The organism is Dactylosporangium sp. CS-047395 (genome assembly GCF_050942185.1).
In the GTDB taxonomy this organism is placed as follows: domain Bacteria; phylum Actinomycetota; class Actinomycetes; order Mycobacteriales; family Micromonosporaceae; genus Dactylosporangium.
This window is the reverse complement of record NZ_CP192015.1, coordinates 3,653,803-3,678,510: the sequence shown is the minus strand read 5'-3', so window position 1 is coordinate 3,678,510 and position 24,708 is coordinate 3,653,803. Positions and strand designations below refer to the sequence as shown.

General features: G+C 73.6%; 22 protein-coding genes. 8 read left to right on the top strand and 14 right to left on the bottom strand.

Translation table 11 applies throughout. The annotated features are described in order from the left end of the window. The first annotated feature begins 173 nt into the window (after nt 1–173). From ACQP00_RS17265 to ACQP00_RS17255, 3 genes are all read left to right on the top strand, one after another. Entirely contained in the window at nt 174–2,105 is a 1,932-nt protein-coding gene (locus ACQP00_RS17265) for a glycogen debranching N-terminal domain-containing protein (protein WP_433220182.1), read from the top strand. Nucleotides 2,106–2,124: 19 nt separating this feature from the next. After that, entirely contained in the window at nt 2,125–3,099 is a 975-nt protein-coding gene (locus ACQP00_RS17260) for a hypothetical protein (RefSeq protein ID WP_433220180.1), read from the top strand. Between the two features lie 80 nt (nt 3,100–3,179). After that, nucleotides 3,180–4,610, top strand: coding sequence for a hypothetical protein (locus tag ACQP00_RS17255; protein ID WP_433220178.1), 1,431 nt, complete (start codon nt 3,180–3,182; stop codon nt 4,608–4,610). Nucleotides 4,611–5,131: 521 nt separating this feature from the next. Here ACQP00_RS17255 and ACQP00_RS17250 read toward each other — a convergent pair. The 3 genes from ACQP00_RS17250 to ACQP00_RS17240 are packed head-to-tail and all read right to left on the bottom strand — an operon-like array spanning nt 5,132 to nt 9,090. Further along, nucleotides 5,132–5,866 carry an ATP-binding cassette domain-containing protein gene (locus ACQP00_RS17250; RefSeq protein WP_433220176.1) on the bottom strand — a complete coding sequence of 245 codons (735 nt, stop codon included), beginning with the start codon at nt 5,864–5,866 and terminating at the stop codon, nt 5,132–5,134. Then, nucleotides 5,853–6,218 (bottom strand): GntR family transcriptional regulator, encoded by a 366-nt coding sequence (locus tag ACQP00_RS17245; RefSeq protein ID WP_433223882.1) that lies wholly within the window; start codon nt 6,216–6,218, stop codon nt 5,853–5,855. Before ACQP00_RS17245 ends, ACQP00_RS17250 begins: the two co-directional genes overlap by 14 nt. 40 nt (nt 6,219–6,258) lie before the next feature. Further along, nucleotides 6,259–9,090 carry an FAD-binding and (Fe-S)-binding domain-containing protein gene (locus ACQP00_RS17240; protein WP_433220174.1) on the bottom strand — a complete coding sequence of 944 codons (2,832 nt, stop codon included), beginning with the start codon at nt 9,088–9,090 and terminating at the stop codon, nt 6,259–6,261. 67 nt (nt 9,091–9,157) lie between these two features. On the opposite strand from ACQP00_RS17240, the gene ACQP00_RS17235 reads away from it, so the two are divergent. Further along, entirely contained in the window at nt 9,158–11,134 is a 1,977-nt protein-coding gene (locus tag ACQP00_RS17235; RefSeq protein WP_433220172.1) for a putative Ig domain-containing protein, read from the top strand. Here the strand turns inward: ACQP00_RS17235 and ACQP00_RS17230 are convergent. From ACQP00_RS17230 to ACQP00_RS17210, 5 genes are read right to left on the bottom strand one after another with little or no spacing between them, the layout of a single operon-like run. After that, nucleotides 11,110–11,337, bottom strand: a complete 228-nt coding sequence (locus tag ACQP00_RS17230) for a 4Fe-4S dicluster domain-containing protein (protein ID WP_433220170.1) — start codon at nt 11,335–11,337, stop codon at nt 11,110–11,112. The genes ACQP00_RS17235 and ACQP00_RS17230 overlap by 25 nt on opposite strands. Beyond that, nucleotides 11,334–12,047 (bottom strand): GntR family transcriptional regulator, encoded by a 714-nt coding sequence (locus ACQP00_RS17225; protein WP_433220168.1) that lies wholly within the window; start codon nt 12,045–12,047, stop codon nt 11,334–11,336. Before ACQP00_RS17225 ends, ACQP00_RS17230 begins: the two co-directional genes overlap by 4 nt. Next, on the bottom strand, nt 12,044–12,814 hold the full coding sequence (locus ACQP00_RS17220; RefSeq protein ID WP_433220166.1) for a thiamine pyrophosphate-dependent enzyme: 771 nt from the start codon (nt 12,812–12,814) through the stop codon (nt 12,044–12,046). The genes ACQP00_RS17225 and ACQP00_RS17220 overlap by 4 nt, the downstream gene beginning before the upstream one ends. Further along, nucleotides 12,811–13,872 (bottom strand): hypothetical protein, encoded by a 1,062-nt coding sequence (locus ACQP00_RS17215; protein WP_433220164.1) that lies wholly within the window; start codon nt 13,870–13,872, stop codon nt 12,811–12,813. Before ACQP00_RS17215 ends, ACQP00_RS17220 begins: the two co-directional genes overlap by 4 nt. Continuing rightward, entirely contained in the window at nt 13,869–14,420 is a 552-nt protein-coding gene (locus tag ACQP00_RS17210; protein WP_433220162.1) for a 2-oxoacid:acceptor oxidoreductase family protein, read from the bottom strand. Before ACQP00_RS17210 ends, ACQP00_RS17215 begins: the two co-directional genes overlap by 4 nt. A gap of 93 nt (nt 14,421–14,513) precedes the next feature. On the opposite strand from ACQP00_RS17210, the gene ACQP00_RS17205 reads away from it, so the two are divergent. Next, on the top strand, nt 14,514–15,602 hold the full coding sequence (locus ACQP00_RS17205) for a zinc-dependent alcohol dehydrogenase (protein ID WP_433220160.1): 1,089 nt from the start codon (nt 14,514–14,516) through the stop codon (nt 15,600–15,602). Then, nucleotides 15,599–17,005, top strand: coding sequence for a class I adenylate-forming enzyme family protein (locus ACQP00_RS17200; RefSeq protein WP_433220158.1), 1,407 nt, complete (start codon nt 15,599–15,601; stop codon nt 17,003–17,005). The genes ACQP00_RS17205 and ACQP00_RS17200 overlap by 4 nt, the downstream gene beginning before the upstream one ends. On the opposite strand, the gene ACQP00_RS17195 is transcribed toward ACQP00_RS17200, so the two are convergent. Further along, nucleotides 17,002–17,916, bottom strand: coding sequence for a phosphotransferase family protein (locus tag ACQP00_RS17195; protein WP_433220156.1), 915 nt, complete (start codon nt 17,914–17,916; stop codon nt 17,002–17,004). The genes ACQP00_RS17200 and ACQP00_RS17195 overlap by 4 nt on opposite strands. 106 nt (nt 17,917–18,022) lie before the next feature. On the opposite strand from ACQP00_RS17195, the gene ACQP00_RS17190 reads away from it, so the two are divergent. Next, complete coding sequence (locus ACQP00_RS17190; RefSeq protein ID WP_433220154.1) at nt 18,023–18,481, top strand: peroxiredoxin; 459 nt, start codon at nt 18,023–18,025, stop codon at nt 18,479–18,481. A 3-nt stretch (nt 18,482–18,484) separates the two neighbouring features. On the opposite strand, the gene ACQP00_RS17185 is transcribed toward ACQP00_RS17190, so the two are convergent. Next, on the bottom strand, nt 18,485–20,086 hold the full coding sequence (locus ACQP00_RS17185; protein ID WP_433220152.1) for a class I adenylate-forming enzyme family protein: 1,602 nt from the start codon (nt 20,084–20,086) through the stop codon (nt 18,485–18,487). 82 nt (nt 20,087–20,168) lie between these two features. On the opposite strand from ACQP00_RS17185, the gene ACQP00_RS17180 reads away from it, so the two are divergent. After that, nucleotides 20,169–20,798 (top strand): thioesterase family protein, encoded by a 630-nt coding sequence (locus tag ACQP00_RS17180; protein ID WP_433220150.1) that lies wholly within the window; start codon nt 20,169–20,171, stop codon nt 20,796–20,798. On the opposite strand, the gene ACQP00_RS17175 is transcribed toward ACQP00_RS17180, so the two are convergent. Genes ACQP00_RS17175 through ACQP00_RS17160 form a run of 4 tightly spaced genes read right to left on the bottom strand, consistent with a single transcriptional unit; the run spans nt 20,782 to nt 24,698 of the window. Then, nucleotides 20,782–22,263, bottom strand: a complete 1,482-nt coding sequence (locus ACQP00_RS17175; protein ID WP_433220148.1) for a class I adenylate-forming enzyme family protein — start codon at nt 22,261–22,263, stop codon at nt 20,782–20,784. The two genes, ACQP00_RS17180 and ACQP00_RS17175, sit on opposite strands and share 17 nt — an antisense overlap. Then, the gene (locus ACQP00_RS17170) at nt 22,256–22,987 is read right to left on the bottom strand and encodes an SDR family NAD(P)-dependent oxidoreductase (RefSeq protein ID WP_433220146.1); all 732 of its coding nucleotides are present in this window, start codon (nt 22,985–22,987) and stop codon (nt 22,256–22,258) included. Before ACQP00_RS17170 ends, ACQP00_RS17175 begins: the two co-directional genes overlap by 8 nt. Then, entirely contained in the window at nt 22,984–23,823 is an 840-nt protein-coding gene (locus ACQP00_RS17165) for an enoyl-CoA hydratase (RefSeq protein ID WP_433220144.1), read from the bottom strand. The genes ACQP00_RS17170 and ACQP00_RS17165 overlap by 4 nt, the downstream gene beginning before the upstream one ends. Then, a complete protein-coding gene (locus tag ACQP00_RS17160; protein WP_433220142.1) occupies nt 23,820–24,698 on the bottom strand; it encodes an acyl-CoA dehydrogenase family protein in 879 nt (292 codons plus the stop codon). Before ACQP00_RS17160 ends, ACQP00_RS17165 begins: the two co-directional genes overlap by 4 nt. Between the last annotated feature and the right edge of the window lie 10 nt (nt 24,699–24,708).

Sequence of the window (24,708 nt, the reverse complement as noted above, 5' to 3'; positions counted from 1 at the left end):
TCGCTCCCGGATGTCGTATGGTGCGTCGTGTTGAACGTTCAAATCCGCCGAAGCCGGGCGTTTGAACGTTCAACACCGGATGTCGGCACCGTCTCACCCGCTCCCCGAGTTGTCAAGCGCTCGCTCCTCGAGTCGTCAAGATCCCGCTCCCCGAGTTCTCAAGAGGAGGCGGCATGCGCCAGCCGTACCTGCATGAGCACGTCACGTGCGTCGCCGCGCCCGCGACCTGGCTGTCCGGGCCGTCCGGCGAGCTCGCCGCCGACCCCGACGGCCTGTACGTCGAGGACCGTCGCGCCCTGTCGAGGCTCGCCGTCACCGTGGCCGGCCACGTCCCCGTCCCGATCGGCGCCCGGCGCGACGGTGCGGCCGCGGCCGAGTTCACCGCGGTGATCCGCGAGCTCGGCGATCCCGGCCCCGACCCGACGGTGACGCTGACCCGCCGCCGCGAGGCCGGACCGCGGGGCGGGACCGAGACCCTGGTGCTGGCCAACGCCTCGCACGTGACGCTGACCGTCGCCGTCGTGGTGCGCGCGGCGACCGACTTCGCCCGGATGGGCGCCGTCAAGGACGGCCGCACCGATGCGTTGTCCACAGTCGAGCTCGGCGGTTCGGTGACGTCTCCGGACGGCATGACCGTCGTTGTGGACAGTGCGCCGGCTCCGGACGGGCCCGGACTACGGTGGGACGTGACGCTTCCGCCTCGGCAGCGGTGGACGGCCCGGCTCACGTTCACCCGGTCCGATGTGGACGGTGCCGTCGGTGTCGATTTCCGGAGCGCTTTGGAGGTGGTGGCCGACGATCGCAGACTCGACGCGCTCGTGCGCACCGGGGTCGAGGACCTCGAGGCGCTGCGCCGCACCGACGGCCCCGACGTGTACTACACCGCCGGCAGCCCCTGGTACCTGACGCTGTTCGGGCGCGACTCGCTGTGGGCGGCCCGCCTGGCGCTGCCGATGGGCACCGAGGTCGCGGCCGGCACCCTGCGCGCCCTGGCCCGACGCCAGGGCGAGCGGCACGACCCCGACACCGACGAGGAGCCCGGCAAGATCCTGCACGAGGTTCGCCCGCCCGACGCCTCCTACCATCTGCCGCCCGTCTACTACGGCACCGTCGACGCGACCGCGCTCTGGGTGAGCACCCTCGCCGACGCCTGGCGCTGGGGCATGCCCGCCGCCGAGGTGCGGGAGCTGCTGCCCAACGTCGAGCGGGCGCTGGACTGGCTGGCGGGGCACGAGGGCTTCATCGCGTACCGGGCGAACGGCAAGGGCCTGACCAACCACGGCTGGAAGGACTCCGGCGACGGCGTCCAGCACGCCGACGGCCGCATCGCCTCGGGTCCGCTGGCGCTGAGCGAGGTGCAGGCGTACGCGTACCGCGCCGCGCTGGACGGCGCCGCCCTGCTCGACGCCTTCGACCGCCCCGGTGCCGCGCACTGGCGCGCGTGGGCCGCCGACCTCGCCGAGCGCTTCCGCAAGGCCTTCTGGTGCCCCGGCGGCTATCCGGCGATCGCCCTGGACGGCACGGGCGCGCAGGTGGACAGCGTGGCGTCCAACATGGGCCACCTGCTCGGCACGGGACTGCTCAACCCCGACGAGAGCCTGCTGGTGGCCGAACACGTCGCGGCCCTCGCCTCGCCCTTCGGGGTGCGGACGGTGTCGCCGGGCTCAGCGGGGTACAACATCCTGTCCTATCACCTGGGATCGGTCTGGCCCCACGACACGGCGATCGCCCTGCTCGGCCTCGTCCGCGACGGCCACCGCACGGTCGCCGCGGAGCTGGTGCGGGCGCTGCTGGCGGCCGGGGAGCGGTTCGAGTTCCGGCTGCCCGAGCTGTACGGCGGTGACGCCGTGGCCACCGCCTACCCCGCCTCGTGCCGCCCCCAGGCCTGGTCCGCCGCCGCCGGCCCGGCCCTGCTGGTGGCCCTGCTCGGCCTCGACGCGGACGTCCCGGCGGGCCGGATCACGCTGCGGCCCCTCGCACCGTCCCCGGTCGGCGCCTACCGCGTCCGGGGCCTGCGCATCGGCGGCACCGACCTGGACGTCTCAGTCACCGCCGACGGCGTAGCGACCGTCCATAGTGGACCACCGGGCATCATCCCGGGGTGACATCCTCTACCATGGGGTCATGCGACGTTCGGGGGCGATCGTGCTGGCTCTACTGGTGCTCGGCGTGGCGGGGTGCGCGCCGCGGTCCTCGCCGGAGGCCGGGTCCTCGCCCGCCGGCAGCGACTCGCCGGATCTTCCGTCGGGCTGGCGGTGGGAGTACTTCGGCGGCGTGCAGGCCGGCGTCCCCGGCGAGTGGCGCTGGGACAACGGCACCCAGCGGCTTCACCAATGGTGCGTCCCGGACAAAGCTCCCGGCCCGGCGGTCGGGCGGCCCGGGGTGAGCACCCTGGTCGGCTGCCCGGTCGGCGGTGACCCCGCGCCGGGCACGCTGGTCGCGAAGACCGGCTCGCTGCTCGCCTTCGACTGGACCACCGAGCCGGACGGCAAGGCGGAGGCGGGCGACCAGACGCTGGTACGCCTGGACCGGGTCCAGGTCACCGTCAACGCGCCGGCCGACCTGCGGGACCGCATCGTGGCGACGATCCGGCGGGTGACGACCGACAGCGCCGGCTGCCCGACGACGCATCCGGTCAGCGAGCGGCCGCAGCAACGCCCGGCCAAACCGCTGGACGTGACCAAGCTGCGCGACGTGACGAGCGTGTCGGCGTGCAAGTACCTGCTCGCCCGGGACTTCCTGCACGACCCATTGCGCCTGCTGGCGGCCCTGCGCCTGGACGGATCGGCGGCCGCCGAGGCGATCCGGGAGGTCGGACGGGCGCCCATCGGCGGGGGCCCGGACAGCCCCGGCGACTGCACGGCCGAATACTCGTACGGCGACGACGCCATCGTGCTGCGCGTGCGGTCAGCGGCCGGGGTGTCCGAGATCGTGCTGCGGTACTCCGGCTGCGACCACAACGGCTTCGACGACGGCGTGCACGTGCGGGCCTTGACCGCGGCGGCCGTCGCGCCGTTCATCGCCGGGCCCAACGCCGTGTTCAGCTTCTCCGGCGCGGCCAAGCGCCCGATCCTGCGCCCGGAGCCGTCAGCCTCCTGACCGGGGGGACGAGCGGTGTCGATGCGATGTGGTCTACTTGATCAGACCGCATCTACGGGGGTAAACGCGTGCGTCGATCGATGGGCTCTGTGCTGCTCGCTGGGCTGCTGCTGGCGGCGGCCGGCTGCGAGGCCGACCACACCGCCGCGCCCGGGGGTTCCGCGTCCGCGAAGGCGCCGCCGCTCACGCAGGCCTGGCAGCGCACCGATCTCAAGCCCGCCGGGCAGTTCACGGCCGTCGGTGGGGTCGCCGTCGGGTACGTCGCCGACGCCGGGCGGCTGCAGATCGTCGCGCTCGACCCCGCGACCGGCAAGACGCTCTGGGGGCGCGCCGCGTCGCCCGGGGAGGTGGCGCTCGGCACGCCCGTGGTGGTGCACGTCGTGGACGGGAAGGTGGCGTACTTCCGGGCCGATCCCAAGGGGAACCTGTTCGCCCAGCTGGTGGTGGCCGATCCGCGCACCGGCGACGACGTCGCCGTCACCGCGCCGACGCTGTTCGGCTCGCCGCCGCTCGCCTGCTCGAACGGGACCGACGTGTGCACCACGTCGCGGGCCTCGTACAAGGACAAGGCGACGCCGCACCGGCTGCGGATGAGTGACAAGCAGTACGTCGCCGAGAACACGGGCGCGCCGGCCGGGTCGCGGTCGGTGGGCAGCAAGGGCCTCACCGATCTCGGCACCCGCGATCCGGAGAAGGTCGCCCTGATCCGCGACGGGAAGCTGGTGTGGCAGCGCAACCTCGGCGACGCGTTCCCGGCCGGGTTCACGTCCGACCTCGGGTGGAGCTGGTCGCTGTACTCGCAGCCGAAACTCTACGTCGGCTCCGTCTACGGTGGAGAGACCAGCTCCGGCGCCGGCGGGTTCACCCGGGACCTCGCGGCCGGGTCGGCCACCGCGGCGCTGTCGGAGGCCGACGGCTCGGTGGTGTGGCGCGACGCCGGCAGCGCGCTGGGCTGCCAGGGCACCGTCGAGGTGCCGGTCGACCCGGCGAACCCGGAGAGCGAGAGCATCCCGGTGCGGTGCCGGTACAAGGGCACCTCGACCTGGTCGGCGGCGTCGAAGTCCATGTCGCGCTCCGGGCTCGACGTCGTCGTCGAGGGCTTCGACCCGGCCACGGGCAAGACGACGTGGTCGGTGCCGGTCGGCGCGGCCGAGGAGCTCGTCACGCTGACTGCGGGACGGGCCCTGACCGGCCCCGGGCGGCTGCTGGTCAGCGGCGGGACCGGCCCGATCGTCATCGACCTGACGACCGGCCGGACCGAGAAGCCGGCCGCCGACGCGACGTTCTGGTGCGGGACGCGCGCGGAGTTCGAGTACGGCGAGGCCTACTACATCGACGGCAAGCCCGAACATCAGCGGATCGGCGGCGAGCTCGGCGCCCCCTGCGGCATCGACGCCAAGCCGGCCGACCGCGTCCCCAGCCCGGAGTCGACCCGCGCGTTCGGCACCGTGCTCGGCGCCGACGTGCTCGTGGCCAAGTCCGGCGGGGTCATCGGCTATCACCAGGGCTGACGCCCGTCCGGGGAGGGCGCCGGAGGGCGGCCCGGCCGGCCAGGAGCAGCAGCAGGACGTACACCACCGTCATCGCGGCCGACGTCCAGGCGTACGGGTCCGCGAAGCCGATGTCGGCCGTCCAGGAGCCGTCGTCGTCCGGGGAGAGCGTGGTGGAGGACGACGAGCCGAGGAAGCCCAGCGGCAGCAGGGCCGGGCCGCCGTACATGGCGATCAGCGCGAACGGCCACAGGCAGACGGACAGCACCGCCGTGCGCAGCGGGCCCGAGCCCGTCAGCCCGAGCAGGGCGGCGGTCGTCAGCAGCAGCACCGTGCGCATCACCATGAACCCGGGGTTGTTCAGGTGCAACAGGTCCAGCAGCTCGTACGTGTCGTTCGCGAGCAGCGTGTAGCGCGCGGCGAGCAGGCGGTACACAGTGGACAGTAGGCCCGTACACGCGACGGCGGTGAGCAGCGCGACCGTGAACTTCCTTGCCGCCCAGGCGATCCGGGACACCGACTGGGTTTGCACGAAATCGGCTCTATCGGTGGCGAACAGCGGGATGCCCAGGAGCAGGCCGAGCACGGACGGGACGAACGCCGCGATCAGTTCCATGACGAGGATCGCGCCGCCGCTGGAGTAGCAGCGGTTGGGGTTGACGCAGCCGGGCAGGCCGCGCGCGTCGAGCTGGTGCTGGACGACGGCCGAGCCGGCCACGAGCGCCACAGTGGACAGTGCGGTCAGCGCCGCCGCCGTCAACAGCCAAGGGCGCAGCAGTCGTACCGCCAGCCAGATCACGACTGCCCCGCAGGTAGGCGAGCACGAGGTCCTCCAGGCTCGGATGGTGCCAGGCGAGGGTGCCGGCCGGGACGGTCTCGCCGATGCGGACCAGCGCCGTGAAGCCGGTCCGGTCGCGGCGCAGCTCGACGACCTCGGCGCCGTCGAGCGCGGCGAAGTCGTCGGCGGCGCCGTTGACGAGGCGGTGGCCGGCCAGGGCGGCGTCGACCTCCACCGCCGCGCGGACGTGGCCGTGGTAGAGCACCACCACGTGGTCGCACACGCCGGCCAGGTCCGCCACCGCATGGGTCGACAGGACCACGGTGGTACCGCACCCCGCCGCGGCCCGCAGCAGCGTGGTCTTGCCGGCCCCGTTGCGCCCGACCAGGGCCGTGACCGAGCCGGCCGGAACGGCGAACGAGCAGTCGTCGAGGGCCGTGCGGTCGCCGAAGCGGTGCGTGACGGCGTCGACGATCAGGGCCGGCTCAGCCGTCGACACGGCAGGCCTCGTCGAGCAGGGCGTGCAGGTCGGCCCGGTCCAGCCCGGCCGCGGTGGCCCGGGCGACCCAGGCGGCCAGCTCCTCGCGCAGGTCGCCCAAATCCAACGGCCGTTGGTCGAGCACGTAGGTGCCCGAGCCCTGCCGGGCCTCGACCAGCCCGGCCGCCTCCATCTCGCGGTAGGCCTTGAGCACCGTGTTGGGGTTGATGCCCAGCCCCTCGGCGACCTCGCGGGACGTCGGCAGCCGATCGCCCGGCCGGAGCCGCCCGACCCGGACGGCCTGGCGGACCTGCTGGACCAGCTGGGCGTATACGGCCGTGCCGCCGCGCCGGTCGACGCGGAACAGCGTCAAAACCGTCATTGCACTAGTGAACTAGCGCAATTTCGGATTGTCAACGCTTGCGCAGGGCGTCCGCCAGCAGCTCGACCAGGTGCTTGCCCGGTTTCTGGGCCAGGTCCTCGGCCTGTGTGCGGCACGAGAAGCCGTCGGCCAGGAACACGTCGCCGGGCTCCGCCCGGTCCAGGGCGGGCAGCAGCTGCTGCTCGGCGACCTGCACCGACACCTCGTAGTGGCCGCGCTCGACGCCGAAGTTGCCGGCCAGGCCGCAGCAGCCGCCGAGCCGCTCGACCGTCGCGCCGGTGGCCTTGAGCAGCTTGGCGTCGGCCTCCCAGCCCATGACGGCGTGGTGGTGGCAGTGCGGCTGGGCGACCACCTTCACGCCCTCCAGCGACGGCGGGGTCCAGCCGGGCGTCCGGGCGAGCAGCTCGGCCACGGTCACGGTCGCCGCGCTCACGGCCCGGGCCGCGTCGGAATCCAGCAGCTCGACGAGATCGCTGCGCAGCACCCCGGTGCACGACGGTTCGAGGCCGACGATCGGGATGCCGCGGTCGACGGCGCCCTGCAGCGCGCCGACGGTGGAGCCGAGGATGCGCTTGGCCGCGTCGAGCTGGCCGGTGCTGATCCAGGTCAGCCCGCAGCAGGCGGACTCGCTGGTCAGCTCGGGCGCGTAGCCGGCCGCGGTGAGCACCTCGACCGCCGCCTTGGCGATGTCCGGCGCGAAGTGGTCGGTGAAGCTGTCCACGAACAGCAGCACCGGCTTGCCCTCGAACGTGCGGCGGCCGAACCAGCGGCGGAACGTCTTGCCCGCGAACCGCGGGATCGAGCGGCGGGCGTCGACGCCGGCGGTGTACAGGGCGAGGTTGCGCAGGCCGGGGGCCGAGGTGAGCGCGTTGGCGATCCGCGGCATGCGCGAGGCGAGCCGGGACCACATCGGGAGCTTGCCGAGGGAGTAGTGCGAGCGCGGGCGCAGCCGGCCCTTGAAGCTCTGATGCAGCACCTCGGCCTTGTAGGCTGCCATGTCGATGCCGGTCGGGCAGTCCGAGGCGCAGCCCTTGCAGGACAGGCACAGATCCAGCGCGTCGTGTACCGCGGGCGCGCGCCAGTCGGGGGCGAGGTCGCCGTCGAGCATCTCCTGCAGCACCCGGGCCCGGCCGCGGGTGGAGTCCTTCTCGTTGCGGGTGGCCAGGAACGACGGGCACATGACGCCGCCGAGCGCGGTGGTGTCGGCGCGGCACTTGCCCACGCCGGTGCAGCGGTGCACGGCCTGGTTGAAGTCGCCGTGGTCCGCGTGATATCCGAACGCCAGCGGCTGCTTGACCGGCCGCCCGGCCGCCACCCGGATGTCGGCGTCGACCGGGTCGGGCTCGACGAGGACGCCGGGGTTGAGCAGGTTCTCGGGGTCGAACGCGTGCTTGATGGCGCCGAAGAGGGCGATGGCCTCAGCGGAGTACATCCGCGACAACAACTCGCTGCGGGCCCGGCCGTCGCCGTGCTCGCCCGACAGCGAGCCGCCGTAGCTGACGACGAGGTCGGCCGCGTCCTCCAGGAACGCGCGGAACTTCCCGGGGCCGCCCGGCTTGTCGAGCGGGAAGTCGAGCCGGACGTGCACGCAGCCGTCGCCGAAGTGCCCGTACGGCATGTTGCTCAACCCGTGCCGCTCGCACAGCACGTCGAAGTCGCGCAGGTAGTCCCCGACGCGGGCCGGCGGCACGGCCGAGTCCTCCCAGCCGCCGTGCGCGGGCAGCCCGGACGGCGCCCGCCCGGCCAGCCCGGCCCCGTCCTCGCGGATCCGCCACAGCGGCGCGGCCAGGGCGGCGTCCTCGACCACGAGCGCGTCGACCGCCCCGGCCCCCTCGGCCAGGCGGCGGGCGCGGTCGCGGCACTCGTCGAGGTCGTCGCCGGCGATCTCGACGAACAGCCACGAGGTGCCGCCCGGCAGCGGCGGGACGGCATCGGGGCCGCGGCGGCTGCGCACCACGTCGACGATGCGGGAGTCGATGCCCTCGCAGGCGGTCGGGTCGAAGCCGAGCACCGTGGGAGCGGCGTCGCCGGCCGAGCCGATGTCCGGGTACCCGAGCACCACGAGCAGGCGGTGCCTGGGGTCGACGACCAGCCGTACCGTCGCCGAAGTCACGATCGCCAGGGTGCCCTCGCTGCCGACGAGCAGCCCGGTCAGGTCGAAGCCGCGCTCGGGCAGCAGATGCTCGACGGCGTAGCCCGACACCTGCCGCGGGAACGTGGCGAACTCGGTGCGGGCGACGGCGAGGCTGCCCTGCACGACGGCCTGCAGCTGGTCGGCGATCGCCTTGGCGCCCTCGAGGGTGGGGCGCCCGCGCTCGTCACGCCCGGTCGACAACCGCTCGCCGTCGATCGTGAGGGCCTCCAGCCCGACGACGTTGTCCGAGGTCCGCCCGTAGCCGAGGGTGCGCGACCCGCACGAGTTGTTCCCGATCATCCCGCCGATCGTGCAGCGGGTGTGGGTGGACGGGTCCGGCCCGAACCGCAGCGCGTGCGGGCGGGCGGCCGCCTGGAGGGTGGCGTGCACGGCGCCGGCCTGGACGCGGGCGGTGCGGCTGCCCGGGTCGACCTCGAGAATCCGGTCCATGTGCCGGCTGAAGTCCAGCACGACACCGCGGCCGATCGCGTTGCCGGCGACCGAGGTGCCCGCCCCGCGCGCGGTGATCGGCACGCCGAGCGCCCGGCACACCTCGAGGGTCGCCGCGACCTCCTCGTCGGAGCGGGGGCGGACGATGGCCCGCGGCACGACCCGGTACAGCGAGGCGTCGCTGCCGTACGCGGAGCGATGGGCCGCGTCGGTGAGCACGTCCCCGACCCCGGCCCGGGCGAGGCGAGCCACCAGGTCGTCAGCAATGTCGGGCGCCATTTCGGCAATCGTACCGGCTCAGCCGAACGGCCCTCCTAGCACCCGTCGTGCGGCTAATGTACCATTTTTGCACTTTGTCGCAATCATGCTCGCCGCCGCCGCGATCGTCGGCGTGCCCGGCACCCCGGCCCTGGCCGCCGAGTCGGCGACCCTGAAGGGGTACGCCGGCAACACGTTCGGCAACTCGGTGTCGGTCATCGACCTCGCCACCGGCGCCGTGGACACCACGATCGCCCTCGGTAACGGCCGCCGCCCGCAGGACGTCGTGGCGCTGCCCGACGGTTCCAAGGTCTACGCGATGAACTACCGCGACGCCGACGGCAACAGCTCGGTGTCGGTCATCGACCCGGAAACCGACGCCGTCGCGACCACCCTCCCGATGAGCACCATGGTGACGAGCGGCGCCGCGCTGCCGGACAGCTCCCGGGTGTACCTGGTGGAGCCCACCGCGAGCAAGGTCCAGGTCCTCGATACCGCGACCGACACGACCGGCCCGAGCATCCCGGTCGGCACGCTGCCGGTCGGGGTCGCGCTGTCCCACGACGGCAGCCGGCTCTACGTCGCCAGCCAGGTCGGGCAGAGCGTCACCGTCATCGACACCACCACGAACACGGTCACCGCGACGATCCCGATCGGCGCCGCGCTGTTCGGCATCGCCGTCTCCCCCACCGCCCCGCGCGCGGTCGTCACGCGCACGGACGGGACGATCTCGGTCATCGACACGGCCGCGAACCAGGTCATCGGCAGCCCGATCACGGTCGGCGCCGCGCCGGTGCGCGCGGCGTACACGCCGGACGGCTCGATGCTGTACGTCAACAGCCAGACCGGCCACGAGGTGATCGAGATCGAGGTGCCCTCGTACTCGGTCATCGGCAGCATGTCCACGGGCGCCGGCGCGCCGTTCGGCCTCTCGGTCAACCCGGCCGGCGACACGCTGTACGTCACGTTCCCGCAGCAGAACGCCATGCGGAAGATCGACATCGGCGGCGGCACGGTCGGCGCGCCGATCACGCTGGGTGACTCGCCGTACGGCGTCGCGGTCGCCGCCGTTCCTGGCCTGACCATCGCGCCGGCGTCGCTGCCGGCCGCCGTGGCGGGCACCGCGTACAGCCAGCCGCTCACGGCCAGTCACGGCAGCGCGCCCTTCACGTGGGCCGTCACCGCCGGCACCCTGCCCACCGGCCTGTCGCTGAACCCGGCGACCGGCGCGCTGACCGGGACGGCGACGAGCGACGGGACGTACCACTTCACGGTCACCGTGACGGACGCGGCGAGCCGGACCGCGCAGCAGGCGTACACGTTCACGGTCTCCGAACCGGCCGTCCCGGACGCCCCGACACAGGTCACGGCGACCGGTCAGGTGTCGTCGATCCTGGTCAGCTGGGCGGCGCCGGCCGGCTCCGGAGTGACCGGATACACGGCGACCGCCGCGCCGTCGGGGTCCACGTGCGCGTCGACCGCGCAGACTCCGACGTCGTGCGTGCTCGGCGCGGAGGCGGGCAAGCCCCAGACGGTCACCGTCGTCACGCACTCGGCGGCCGGGGATTCCGCGGCCAGCGCGCCGTCGGATGCCGCAACCGCAACCGCGCCAGTTGTACCGACTGTGCCCCCGGACACGTCGCTCACGCTCACGAGCGACCGCGGCAGCCAGGTGTCGACGATCGGCGCCGGTGAGCGGATCACGTTCCTGGGGACCGGGTTCGCGCCGCACTCCACGGCGGTGGTCACGATCTGGTCGGCGCCGGTGAACCTGGCCACGGTGCTGACCGACGCGAACGGCGACTTCTCGGCGCCGGTGACGATCCCGGTGGGGCTCGCGTCGGGGCAGCACCGCGTGGTCGCGCAGGGCGTCGCCCCGGACGGCACGGCGCGCGCGATGGCCCTGAGCGTTTCGGTCGCCGGCACGGTGCCCGCGGCGGGCGGGCGGCTGCCGGTGACCGGGGCCGGGGTGGTGCCGATGGCGCTGACCGGGCTGGCGCTGGCGGCGCTGGGCCTGGCGCTGGCCCTGTTCGGGAGGCGTCAGTCGCTGCCGGTGTACCGGTAGACGCTGAACACGTAGTCGGGGCAGACGAGCTGGCAGGCGGTGCATCCGGTGCAGCCCTCGTGCAGCAGCGGGAACCGGTAGCCCAGCTCGTTCACCTCGCTCGACATGGCCAGGACGCTCGGCGGGCAGGCGGCGATGCACAGCTCGCAGCCCTTGCACTTGTCGGCGTCGATGACGAGCGTGCCGCGGCTCGTGCGGTTCATGCGTCACTCCCTTCCACGACGCGCGCCGCGTCGTCCCAGCCGTCGTCGTCCGCAGTCGGGTGCTCGGGAAACACGCCACGGTTGCGCAGCGCGGCGATCGCGTTGCCGGCGGTGAGGCGGATGTGGGCCAGGGCCGCCTCGCCCGCCGCGGCGGGGGCCCCGGAGCGCAGCGCCAGAAACTCGGCGTGCAGCGCGGCCCGCTCCTCGGCCAGGTTGTCGTCGATGGCGAACCGGGCCGCGACCGGCACCAGGCCCGAGAACGTGCGCAGGAGCGCGCGGAGGTGGTTGCCGGCGCCGGCCACGTTCACCACGCGGCGGAACTCGCGGGCGAGCGACTCGTACTCGTCCGGGTCGTCGCAGCCGGCCAGCGATTCGTCGAGCTTGGTCAGCGCCTCGAGCACCTCCGGGTCGCGGCGGCGGGCGACGCGGCGGTTGGTGAGGGCGCTGAGCATGCCGTACAACTCGAAGGCTTCCCGGACGGTCGCGTCGTCGAACTCGGCCACGAACGCGCGCTTGTAGTGTGCGCGTTCGACCAGTCCGTCGCGTTCGAGCTGGATGAGCCCCTCCCGGACCGGCACCCGGCTCACCCCGAGCTCCTCGGCGATCGCGTCGAGGTCGAGGCGCTGGCCGCTCCTGAGCTCGCCGGCGAAGAGCCGCCCCAGCACGTACGCCGCGACGGCCTCGCTCGTGTTGGCCCGTTCGAGTTTCATGATGTCCGCAGTTCTCCCAGCCGGTAGGTCTGCTCCATCGTGCCCTGCTGATACGACGGGCCTTCGGCGGTGGGCACGAACCAGCCCGTCGGGCACATCGTGAGGATCTCCACCAGCGAGAACCCGCCGCCGGCCAGCTGCGTCTCGAACGCGCGCTTGATCATGCGCTTGGTCTGCAGGACGGCGCCGGCGGTCGAGACCGCGCCGCGCGCGACGTAGCCGACCCCGCGCAGCGAAGCGATCAGGTCGGCCACCGGAATGGGGTAGCCGTGCGTCTCCGGGTCGCGCCCGTCGATGCTCGTCTTCGTGCGCTGGCCGAGCACGGTGGTCGCGGTCTGCTGCCCGCCGGTGTCGCCGAACACCCCGTTGTTGAGCATCACGCAGGTGATGTTCTCCCCCCGCGCGGCCGCGTGCAGCACCTCCTGCAGCCCCTCGTTGACCATGTCGCCGTCGCCCTGCAGCGTGAACACCGCGACGCCGGGCCGCACGCGCTTGATCCCGGTCGCGCAGGACGGTGCCCGGCCGTGCAGGCACTGCAGCACGTCGACGTCCATGATCCGCACGAAGCTGCCGTAACAGCCGTGCCCCACCACGCCGATGGTCTTCTGCACGATGTCGAGCTCCTGCAGGACCTCCAGCAGGATGCGCAGCGCGACGGGCTCGCCGCAGCCGGGGCACAGCGAGTGCTCGCCGAGGATGAGGCTGGGCTTGAAGTCGGCGACCTGCTTGGCCTCCCGGGTGGGGGGCCGCGTCGTGTCGATGTTCACAGGGCCCCCAGGATGCGTTGGCGGATGACCGGGGCGTCGAGCAGCGGACCGTACGAGAGCCCCGACTCGGCGATGCTGACCCCGCCGATGAACTGCACCGCGCGGCGGTCGTGGGCGTGCATGCGCACATCGTCGAGCATCTGCCCGCCGTTGAGCTCGAACACGAGCACCTTGCGCGCGTTGCGGGTGGCCGCCGCGAGCGCGTCGCCCGGGAACGGCCACAGCGTGATCGGCCGGAACCAGCCGATGTCGTGGCCCTCCGCGCGCAGTTCGCCGGCGACGTGCTCGACGAACTTGGCGGCCGAGCCGAACGCCACGACGACCGTTTCCGCGCCGGTGTTGTCCGACTCCTCGAACCGCTGCTCGAGGGCGCCGATCCGGTCGAACTTCTCGGCGATCGCGCGCCAGTGCCCGTCGGGCCCGGGTCCCGGGTCGGTCGCCTTGCCCATCGCCCACGTCCAGATCTGGCGGCTGTGTCCGGTGCCGCCGCCGGTACCGTCGAGGGCCCAGTCCTTTTCGGGAAGCGCGCCGAAGTCCTGGCGCGCGATGTCGACCCCGACGCGGGTCTGCGCGAGGAGCGGGTCGCCGTAGAGCACGACGGGCGCGCAATGCTTGTCCGCGAGGTGGAACAGCAGCTGCGTGTGCTCGACCGCCTCCGGGATGTCCTTGGGCGCGAGCGTGATCGTGCGGTAGTCGCCCCAGCCGCCGCCCCGGGTCGCCTGGAAGTAGTCCTGCTGGTTGCGCGCGAGGTTGAACACGACGAACGGCGTCTCGTTCAGCGCGGCCTCGGCGATCGCCTCCTGCATGAGCGCGATGCCCTGCCCGCACGAGCCGGTGGCCGCCCGCGCCCCGGCCGCGGCCGCGCCGAGGGTCATGTTGACGCCCTCGATCTCGCTCTCGGCGTTCAGGCAGACCCCGCCGGCCTTGGGCAGCCGCTGCGACATCTGCTCCAGCAGCCCGGTGAACGGCGACATCGGATACCCGGCGAAGAACCGGCATCCGGCCGCGATCGCCGCCTCGGCCATCGCCGCCGACCCTTCGAGCAGTTCGAGCGTCATACGGTCACCCCCTCCAGGGCCTGTTCGCCGGCCTCGATCGCGCGGGCGTTGGCGGCGGCGTGCTGGCGGCGGTACGGCGGCAGCAGCTCCTCCATCGCCGACACCAGCGCGGCCGGCGCGACCATGCCGGTCAGCGCGTTGTACGCCCCGAGCAGCACGAACCCGGACGCGTTGGGCGCCTCGACCCCCTTGGCCACGGCCATCGCGTCCACCGCGAACACCCGCAGGTCCGGGCGGAACGCCGCGGGATCGACCAGCGGCGTGTTGGCGAGGACCAGCGCACCGGTCCGCAACCGGTCCTCCACCCCCTCGCTGTGCCGGTGGTGCGCGAAGATGGCCGACCACGCCGACGGCAGGATGGGCAGCGCCTTGAGCGGGGCGTCGCCGATGACCACGCCGGCCTTGGACGGCCCGCCGCGCATCTCCCCGCCGTAGTCCGCCGCGAGCATCGCGTAGCGCCCCTGCCGCGTGGCGGCGAGCGCCAGCGTCTTGGCGAGCAGCTGGATGCCCTGCCCACCGATGCCCGTGACGAGCACTTCCCGCTCCACGCGCGGCTCCCTTCGCCGTCGCCCGCGATCCGGCCTTGACGCCGTTTGAATATTGAATACAAAATCTGATTCAGGCGTCAAGGGAGGTCGTGGATGCGGGCACTGGTTCTACGCGGATTCGGCGACGCGGCCGTCGAGGAGGTCCCCGACCCGGTCCCGGGCCCGGGCGAGGCCGTCGTCGACGTGTCCTGCGTCCAGCCGAGCGTCACCGAATGCATGCTGCTGGCCGGCGAGCCGATCGCCATGCACACCGTCCTCGCCGCGCGGCTGGAGGCCGGCCCGACCCGGTTCGGCGGGCACGAGTTCGCGGGCGTGATCAGCGCGGTCGGTCCGGACTCCGGCGACCTGGCCGTCGGCGACCGGGTCACCGCCGTGGAGACCGCGCCCTGCGGGCGGTGTGCCGCCTGCCGGCGGGCGCGGCCCGACGCGTGCCCCTCCCCGGCGGTGCTCGGCTTCACCGGGCCGGGCGCGTTCGCCGAGCGGGTCCTCGTTCCCGCGCGGACCGTCGTGCGCGTGCCCGACGGGGTGTCCGCGTCGCACGCGGCGGCCGTCCAGCCCCTCGCGGGCGCGATCCACGGGCACGCCCTCGCGAACGTCAAGCCCGGCGACACGGTGCTCATCCTCGGCGCCGGGGTGATGGGCGTCCTGCACACGCAGGTCGCCCGGCTCGGCAACGCGGGGCTGATCATCGTCACCGGCCGCAGCGCGGCCAAGCGCGACCTGGCCAAGCACTCCGGGGCCGACCTGGTGCTTGACGTCGGCCGCGATGACGTGCACGCGGCCGTGATGGAGGCGACCGACGGGATCGGGGCCGACGTCGTGTTCGAGTGCGCGGGCGAGTTCACGCAGGCGGCCCGCTGCGTCCGGCGCGGTGGCACCATCGTGATGGTGTCCGTGCTGCCCGATCACCATCCGGCTCCGCTCGCCCTGATGCGCGAACGGTCGGTCCTGCTCGTCCATCCGCGCTCGGGCGCCGGCGGGTACGCGCCGGGCAGCACGGTGTTCGAGCACGCCCTGCGCCTCGTGCAGCGCGGCGACGTGGACGTGCAGGGGCTGATCAGTCACCGGCTGCGGGGCGTGGCGGCGCTGCCGGAGGCGCTGGAGATCACCCGGCACAAGTCGCGGTACGGCACGCTCGGGCCGGCCCAGGTGGACCTCTTCGACTGGGGGACGCGCGCGTGAGCCTGCTCATCGGGGACATCGTGACGACGGCGGCGCTGACGGTGCCGGACGGGATCGCCGCCACCCTCGGGCCCGACCAGCTGACGTTCCGTGAGCTCGACGCGCGGGCCGACCGCGCCGCGAACGCGCTCGCGGGCCTGGGCGTGGGGCGCGGCGACACGGTGCTGTGGTGCGTGACGCCGACCCTGCGCTCGGTGGCGGCGTTCGTCGCGTGCGCGCGCGTCGGGGCGGTGTTCGCGCCCGTCAATCCCGGCCTGCCCGGCGAGGAGCGGGACCGCATCCGCTCCTACGTGGACCCGAAGGTGGTGCTGTCCGATGTGGACTTCTCGGCCGCGGTCCTGCCACCGTCCACCCTCGACGGCGGCGCGCCTGGCTTCGCCCGGGTGGCGGTGGACGACCGGGAGCCGCACATCCTGTACCTGACCAGTGGCAGCACCGGCGCGCCCAAGGGTGCCCTGGTCAGCCACCGCGCGAGCTGGCTGCGCGCGGCCCCGGGCGGCGGCACGTTCACCAGCGGCCTGCGCGGCGACGGCGGCGTCGTGTGCACGTTCCCGCTGTACCACTACGGCGGCTGGCACTACGTGATGGAGGCCTGGCAGCACCGCACCGCTGTGCACCTGGTCCGCCGGGCCGACGCCGCCGACATGATCGACGTCGTGGAGCGCCGCCGGCCCTCCGCGCTCTACTGCATCCCGGCCGTGTGGGAACGGCTGCTCGACCACGAGCACCGCCACGCCGACCTGCGCTCGCTGGTGCACGCCGACACCGGTACGTCCGCCGTCGCCGCCGACCTGGTCGAGCGCATCAAGTCGCGGCTGCCGGGGACGACCACCACGATCCTGTACGGCTCCACCGAGGCCGGCCGGATGGCCGCCCTGCACGACTGGGAACTGCGCCGCCGCCCCGGCAGCGTCGGGCGCCCCGCGACCCCGAACGCCCTGTGGCTGGACGCCGACGCGGAGGTGTGTACGAGCGGCCCGGCCCTCATGAACGGCTACCTGGGCGCCGAACCCCTCGACGGCGTGTACCGCTCCGGCGACGTCGGCCGCCTCGACGACGACGGCTACCTGTACCTGACCGGCCGCACCCGCGAGGTGATCCGCACCGGCGGCGAGTCGGTCGGACCGGCCGAGGTCGAGCACGCCCTGCGCGGCCTGCCCGGCGTCCTGGACCTGGCCGTCGTCGGCGTGCCGGACGCGCGCTGGGGCGAGGTGGTCTGCGCGGTCCTGGTCGTGCCGCCCGGCACCGAACCGCCCACGGTCGCCGACGTCCGCGCGCACGTGGCCGGCCGGCTGGCGTCGTTCAAGCAGCCGCGCCGGGTGTCCGTCGTGGCCGCCATCCCGCGCACCCCGGCGACGGGCCAGATTCAACGCACCCGCCTGCGCGCGATCGTGCAGGACTAGGGCCGGTCGAGCCAGGCCGTGAGGCCGTCGACGTACTCGGGCACGTACTCCGGGTTCCACCTGGCGAAGTAGACCGCCGTCGCCAGGTTGTGGATGGCGGTGCCGAGCCGGACGCGCGCCTCCCAGTCGCCGGGCAGCGGCAGCACGGCGTCGTAGGCGCGCAGGAACGGATCGCGGCCCTCTGGATACGCGGCGAAGATGTGCTCGTCGAGCTTGCCGAAGTCCAGGAACCGGTCCCCCCAGCGGCCGTGCTCGAAGTCCAGGACGCAGCCGATGCGCCCGTCCCGGAGCAGGAAGTTGGGGCGCCACAGGTCGCCGTGGACGAGGGAGGGCACCGCATCGGACGGTACCGACGAAATGGCCGCGTGCAGCGCCGGACCTGCGCGGTCCAGGAGGTCCGCGGCCAGCACGCCGGGCGCCTTGGCCAGCTGCGCGTCGACCCGCGCGCGCAGGAAGTCGTGCACGGTGGTGAACGCCTCGCCGCCCGCGAGGATGTCGCCGAACCACGGCCCGGTGCACGCGTGGATGCGCCCGACGACGGTGCCGAGCTCGGCCGCGAAGCCCAGCCGCGCCGCGGGCGACATCGACTCCCAGGCGGCATCGGCGGGCGTTCCGTCCTGGAACTCCTGCACGAGCAGCGGCCCGCCGACGAACGCGGAGTGCGGCACCAGCGCCCGGAACCGCACCACCGGCACACCCCCGTCGGCGGCCCGGCGGGTCGCGGCGATCAGCCGGCGCATGTGCGACGGGTCGGGATTGCGCACCGGGGTCTTCGCGAGCAGCGGCCCCTCGTCGGTGTCGGCGACCCACTGCCGGCTGGTGTACCCGGCCTCGAGCGGGCGGATGTCCGCGACCACCAGCCCGGGACACGCCTCGAGCAGGGCCGAACGCACGTCCTCGAGTCCGATCACCGAGCCATCCTAGTGGCGCTGGTCCGCGGCCGCGGCACCCCCGATCTTGCGGTTGCGTCGCCGGCGTGGAGGATTGGCGGCGACACGTTCCCGGGAAGGAGCCCCCATGCAGGTCGGCGACGTGGTCGAGGACTTCGAACTCCCCGATGAGACCGGCACTCCGCGCAAGCTCAGCACCCTGCTCGAGGACGGCCCCGTCGTCCTGTTCTTCTACCCGGCCGCGCTCAGTGCCGGCTGCACCCGCGAGGCCTGCCACTTCCGCGACACCGCGGAGGAGCTGCGCGCGGCGGGCGGGCAGCCGGTCGGGATCAGCGGCGACGAGGTGGAGCGGCAGGCCCAGTTCGCGGCCAGACACAGCCTCGGCTATCCGCTGCTCGCCGACCCGGCCGGCGCGGTGCGCGAGCAGTTCGGGGTGAAGCGCTCGATCGGGCTGATCCCGACCAAACGCGCGACGTTCGTCATCGACACCGACCGCCGCGTGCTGGCCGTCATCAAGAGTGAGATCCGCATGGACGTGCACGCGGACAAGGCCATCGAGGCGCTCAACGCCCGCGCGGCGTCCTGAGCCTCAGCCGGTGCGGAGGCGCTGCCGCAGCTGCGCCTTCGCCACCTTGCCGCCCGAGCCGCGGGGCAGGTCGTCGACCAGTTCGAGGCGCTCGGGCCAGTTCTCCCGGGAAACCCCGCGCGCGTCCAGGTGCGCGCGCAGGCCGTCCAGGTCGAGCGTGGTGTCCGGGCGGAGCACCACGAACGCGCACACCCGCTCGCCGAAGGTCGGGTCCGGGACCGCCACCGCGGCGACCATGGCCACCGCCGGGTGGGTGCCGACCTGGTCCTCCACCGCCGCGGCCGAGATGTTCTTGCCGCCGCGGATGATGAAGTCGGACTTGCGGTCCACGACCCGCAGATAGCCGTCCTCGTCGACGGTGCAGATGTCGCCGGTGAGCATCCAGCCGTCGGCGGTGAAGAGCTTCTCGTTCGCCTCGGGGTCGTTGAAGTAGCCCAGGCAGGTGGCCGGGCCCGCGCACGCCGCCTGGCCCGGGCCGCCGATCGCGGTGACGTCGGTGCCGTCCTCGGCGAAGAGCCGGACGCGCATCTCGTCGATGACCTTCCCGGCGGTACGGAGCCGCTGGTCGACGGTGTCCGTGACCGAGGTGCGGGACAGGGCGCCGGTCTCGTTCGAGCCGAAGAACTGCAGGACCCGCGCGCCGGTGCGCCGCTCGAACTCGGCCGCGCGCTCGAACGGCACGGCCTCGCCGCCGGTGAACATGCAGCGCAGCGAGGACAGGTCGACCTGTTCGAGGATGGCCGAGTTGAGCATCATGATGAACTGGGTGCTCACGCAGCAGACCACCGTCACCCGCTCGCGCTCGATGAGCCGCAGCGCCTCCTCGGCCGAGAACCGCGGCATGACGACGGTCGGGGAGCCGAGCAGCGTCGGGGTGAAGTTGGCCGTCCACTGCGCGAAGCCGTACGGCGCCGGGATGAGCGTCAGGAACACGTCGTCGTCGCGCAGGTCGCCGCACTCGACCGCGAGCTCGTGGTAGTAGAACCAGCGGTTCTGGTTGTGCACCACGCACTTGGGCATCCCGGTGGTCCCGGACGTCGAGTTGAGCAGGTGGATGTCGCCCAGGCCGAGCTGCCGCCCGGCGAGCCCGGCGTCCGCCGGAGCCGCGTCCAGGGCCGAGGCGGCGCCGAACACGATGTGGGTGGCGATCCCGAGCCCCTCGACCAGACCGGCCACCGGCTCGCCGCGGTGGGTCTCCTGGCTCACCAGGGCCGTCGCGCCGCCCACGGTCAGCAGGTGCCGGACCTCCAGGCGCGCGGCCCGCGGGCCGATCGCGACCACGACCACGCCGGCCTTCATCGCGGCCAGGTACACCACGTGCACCTCGACGCCGTCCGGCAGGAGCACGCCGACCCGCGCGCCCCGGTCCAGGTCGGCGTCGACCAGGCGCTGCGCGAACGCGGTCGACCACGCGTCGAACTGCTGCCACGTCATGCGATCGTCGCCGGCGATGAATGCGGCCCCGTCGGGGTTCTTGGCCGCGTGCCGGCGTACGACGTCGGGGAGCGTCTCGTCGCCCCACCGTCCGACGTCGGCGTTGCGGTCCGCGACATACCGTTCGTGGACACTGCCCGCCACCGGAGCCGTACCGGGTGGGAACTGCACGAGCCGCCCCTTCCGCACTACCAAACAAGCGCTTGGTTGTGCCATTCTGTGTCGGTCGGAGAGACGGTGTCAAGGCGGGAGGGTGCACGTGGTCGACATGTGGGAGGCCCCGATCGGTGAACCTCTGGAGCTGGCGGTGACGGCGGGCCTGCCGCCGGTACCGCTGCCGGAGCACTGCCACGTCGAGCAGCTGATCTGGCACGGGGACCCGCTCACCGGCCCGCTGCGCGTGTGCGTCGCGGCCCGCGGCGCGAACGTGCTGACCCTGCGCATCGCGAGCCCCGACCGGATCGTCGCCGACGTGCGGGTGCGCCGCGGACCGGCCCGCACGCCGCGCCCGCACGCCCTGTTGCGCACGGACCTGCGCCCGGGCGTGCAGTACACGCGGCTGTTCGCGGTGACCAAGGACGTGACGACGGACCACGTGCCGGACGCCGAGCCGGTGCTGAGCACCCCGTCGCTGATCGCGTTCATGGAGGACACCGCGGCCGACATCCTGCGCGCGGTGTTCGCCCCCGGCACCGCCTCGCTCGGCACCTGGATCGGCATCCGGCACTCGGGACCGGCCAGCGCCGGGCAGTCGGTGACGGTCACCGCGGTCCTCGCCGACGTGCGCGGGCGCCGCTACCTGTTCGACGTGCGGGCCACCGTGGACGGCCGCGAGATCGGCGACGGCCAGGTGGCCCAGACCCTGATCAGCCAGAATCCGTGACCCCGTAGCGGGCGGCGGCGTCGGCGCGCAGGGCGGCCTTGTCCACCTTGCCGCCGGTGCCCAGCGGCAGGGCCGGCAGCTCGACGAGGTGCTCGGGCCAGTTCTGTTTGCCGACCCCGGCCGCGTCCAGATGCCGGCGCAGGTCGTCCAAAGTGAGCGGACCGCGGGTGACGACATACGCGCAGGCGCGTTCGCCCAGCACCGGATCGGGCGCGGCGACCACCGCGACGGCCGCGACCGAGGGATGGCCCGCGACCGCCTCCTCGACGACGAGGGCGCTGACGTTGTGCCCGCCGCGGATGATGAAGTCGGCGATCCGGCCGGTGATGGACAGGTACCCGGCCGCGTCGATGGAGCCGATGTCGCCGGTGCGCAGCCAGCCGTCCGGACCGAACAGCACCGCGTTGGCCGCCTCGTCGTCGAGGTAGCCGGGCGTGCAGCCGGGCCCGTTGACGGTGATCTGCCCGCCGTCGGCCAGCCGCAGCCGCATCTCCGGAACCGGCCGCCCGGCCGTGGTCAGGCGGGCCTCCGGCGGGTCGTCCACCGTGGTCACCGAGATGGGGCCGGCCTCGTTGGAGCCGTAGAACTGCAGCACCGCGCAGCCGGTGCGCTGTTCGAACTCGCGGGCCCGGGCGAGTGGCACCCGCTCGCCGCCGGTGAACATGACGCGCAGCGAGGACAGGTCGGTCGTCGCGAACGCCGGGTCGTTGAGCAGCATGATGAACTGGGCGGTGACCGCGCACAGCACGGTCACCCGGTGCCGTTCGATGAGCCGCAGCGTCTCGGCGGCGTCGAACTCGGCGGTGAGGACGGTCGGGTAGCCGTACATGGCGGGGACGACGTGCGCGCTCCACAGCCCGAACCCGTAGGGCGCCGGCAGCACGCTGGCGAACACCTCGTCCGGCCCCATCCGGCCCGCGGCGTGGGCGAGCGGCCCGAAGTACTTGCGGTTGTCCAGGGTCTGCCGGACCACCTTGGGCAGGCCGGTCGTGCCCGAGGTCGAGTTGAGGAAGAAGATGTCGCCCGGGCCCAGCGGAGCCCGGCCGTCCGGCAGCGGCCCGGACGGCAGCGCGGGCAGCGCGTCCAGGTCCAGCACCAGGTGCCGGGCCGCGCCGCAGCGGGCCGCGATCTCCGCACCGGGGCGGCCGCGGTGCGTCGCGCGGGTCGCGAGGGCGGCCCCGGTCTTGCGCAGCAGGTGCGCGATCTCGGCGTCGCCGGCCCGCGGGCCGATCCCGACCGTGACCAGACCGGCCTTCTGGGCGGCCAGGTAGGCGATGTGGGTCAGCGCACCGCCCGTCAGCAGCACCGCCAGCCGCGAACCCGGGACAAATCCCGTATCCACATAGGACCGCGCCAGCCGGGAGGACAGGTCGTCGTACTCCGCCCACGTGAACGTGCCCTCCGGCGCGTGGAACGCCACCCCCGCGTTGCGCGCCACGTAGTCGGCGATCGTCTCGTCAGACACCCGCTCCCCCGTCCAGCCGCAGCACGGCCCCGGTGGCGAACCGCGCCTCCGCCGACCCCAGATACGCGATCGCGGCCGCGACTTCGGCCGGATCGGCCACCGGCGGGTCGATGAGCGCACCGCCGATTCCCGCCAGACGCGGATGCGGATTCGGTACCGGACTGAGCCCCGCCCGCAGCGGCGTGTCCACCGACCCGGGGCAGACGCACGTCACCCGCACGCCGGACGGCGCCAGTTCGACGGCGAGCGACCGGGTCAGCGCGACCACGCCGCCCTTGGCCGCCGAGTACGCGGCGCTGTACCGCCACCCGCGCACCCCGGCCAGGGACGCCACGTTGACGATCGCACCGCGCGCGGCCACCAGCGGATCGAGCGCCGCCCGGGCGACCAGGAACGTGCCGGTCAGGTTGATGCCGATGATCCGCTGCCACTCGGCCAGCGTCACCTCGGACGTGTGCTGGTAGGACGCCACCCCGGCCACGTTGGCGACCAGGTCGAGCCGCCCGCCCCAGTCGGCGGCGGCCCGCACGGCCTCGGCCACGGCGGTCTCGTCGCGCACGTCGACGCGCAGCGGCAGGACGTCCGCGGACTCCTCGACCGGGTCGACGTCCAGCGCCGCGACCCGGGCACCCTCGCGCACCAGGCGGCGGACGGTGGCCGCCCCGATGCCGGAGGCGGCCCCGGTGACCAGGGCGACGCTCCCGCGGTACCGGAGCGCGCTCATGACGACGTGTCGCGCATGGACCTGGCGTCGTGCCCGCCGAGCGCGTCCTTGCCGACCTCGGCGTTGTGCGCGTGCGCGACGTGGTGCAGGCCGAACACCGAGTCCATCCCGGCCCGCAGCCCCATGAGGTCCTCGGCCTGGTTGACCGCCTTCTTGGTCAGGGCCAGGCCGAGCCGGGGCATGGCCGCGACGCGGTGCGCGATGTCCATCGTGGACGATTCGAGGTCGGCCCGCGGCACGACCCGGTTCACCATGCCGAGCGCGAGGGCGCGGTCGGCGGGCACCCGCTCGCCGAGGAACAGGAACTCCTTGGCGTAGCGCGGGCCCATGACCCACGGGTGCGCGAAGTACTCGACACCGGGGATGCCCATCCGCACCACCGGGTCGGCGAAGAACGCGTCGTCGGCCGCGACGAGCAGGTCGCAGCACCAGGCCAGCATCAGCCCGCCGGCGATGCAGGCGCCCTGCACCATGGCGATCGTCGGCTTGGGCAGCTCGCGCCAGCGGCGGCACATCCCGAGGTACACCTCGGACTCCCGGGCGTAGCGGCTCTCCGCGCCCTCCTTGCCGACGTGGTCCCACCACAGGCCGGCCCGGCGCTCGAAGCTGGTGTCGATGTCGCGGCCGGGGGTGCCGATGTCGTGCCCGGCCGAGAAGTGCTCGCCCGAACCGGCCAGGACGATCACCTTGACGTCGTCGTCGGCGGCCGCGCGGTAGAACGCGTCGTCGAGGGCGTAGGTCATGGCCGAGTTCTGCGCGTTGCGGTACTGCGGCCGGTGCATGGTGATGACCGCGACCGGGCCATCGGTGCGGTACAGCACGACGTCGTCGCTCATTGGACGTCCTCCAGGAGGGATACGGCGAGGCGGTCGAGGCGGGTGCCGGTGTCGGCCAGGGCTTCCAGGGCCCAGGCGCGTTTGAGGTACCGGTGCAGCTCGTACTCCACCGTGTAGCCGATGGCGCCGTGGCACTGCACCGCGTGCCGCCCGGCGTCGTGCGCGGCCTCGGCGGCGAGCACCACGGCGGCGTCGACGGCGCGCCCGGCGTCCACGTCGTGCTCGATCGCCCAGGCCGCCGCGAGCACCTCGGGCGCGGCGAACTCCAGGCCGAGCAGCGCGTCGGCGAGGTGGTGCTTGACGGCCTGGAAGCTGCCGACGGGCGCGCCGAACTGGTGGCGCTGCTTGACGTACGCGACGGTCAGGTCGAGCATCCGCCGCCCGAGCCCGACCAGCTCGGCGGCGAGCGCGAGCCCGGCCCGCAGCCGCGCCGCGCGCACGAGGGCGGCGTCCTCGGTGAGCACGCCGGCGCCGGTCGAGACGACCGCGTGCAGGGCGGTGTCCACGGTGGACACCGGCGCCCCGGCCGCGGCGCCGATCCGGGCGACGCCGTCGTCCAGATGCAGGATCCAGTCGGCGTGCGCCCCGAACGGGGTGAGACCGCCCGGCCCGGCCAGCGCGATGCGCGAGCCGTCGGTGCCGCGCGGATCGCCGAGCGCGGCCAGCAGCGGGCCGGCCACGAACGCGGTGGCGGAGAACGGCGCGTCGATCGCCGCATAGCCGGCCGCCTCGAGCACGCCGACGAAGTCGGTCGGTGCGAGGCCGAGGTCGGCGAAAACGTCCATCGCGGCGAGGGCCTCCCAGTCCCCGGCCGCGAGGGGGGCCCGGACCGCGTCGGCGAAGGCGAGCTGCTCGTCAGTTGGCGCGAAACGCATGGCGGGCCGA